The 386-nt window shown below is 41.2% G+C and carries 1 protein-coding gene; it reads right to left on the reverse strand.

Annotated features, from left to right (window positions below; all coding sequences use genetic code 11):
- Positions 1 to 85: 85 nt before the first annotated feature.
- On the reverse strand, positions 86 to 386 hold a 301-nt coding region (locus Y882_RS20185), incomplete at its 5' end, for a hypothetical protein (protein WP_211259239.1).

A 386-nucleotide genomic window follows, 5' to 3' on the forward strand; every position in this document is an offset into this window, starting at 1 on the left:
CTTGTCTTTCATCATTCATTCCTCAAAATAAAAGGGTGTTACAAGCGAAGTGTAACACCCTTTAAAACATCTAGCAATTTAACGTTTACTCTACAGAAGCAGCAGACCAGGCTTGCGTTAATGCAGTTCCCGTAACTTCTGTCCCATAACTGTCTTCAACGGTACAGTTGACACTGAACGTTTTACCCAGCATACCTTCTGGAGCTGTACCAGAGATCTTGGCTTTATTAACGTCTGTGTTTTGAAGGGATAACGCATCACCAGTTCCAGCAGCAATCTTGAACTTATAAATATAAGAACCATCATCTGCGGGATCTACTTCTTTAGCACGAATGTAGAAAGTTAGCGGTGTACTTACTTTCATAAGACCAGCAGGGATTGTATCC

Source organism: Dyella japonica DSM 16301, assembly GCF_001010355.1.
Classification (GTDB): domain Bacteria; phylum Pseudomonadota; class Gammaproteobacteria; order Xanthomonadales; family Rhodanobacteraceae; genus Dyella; species Dyella japonica.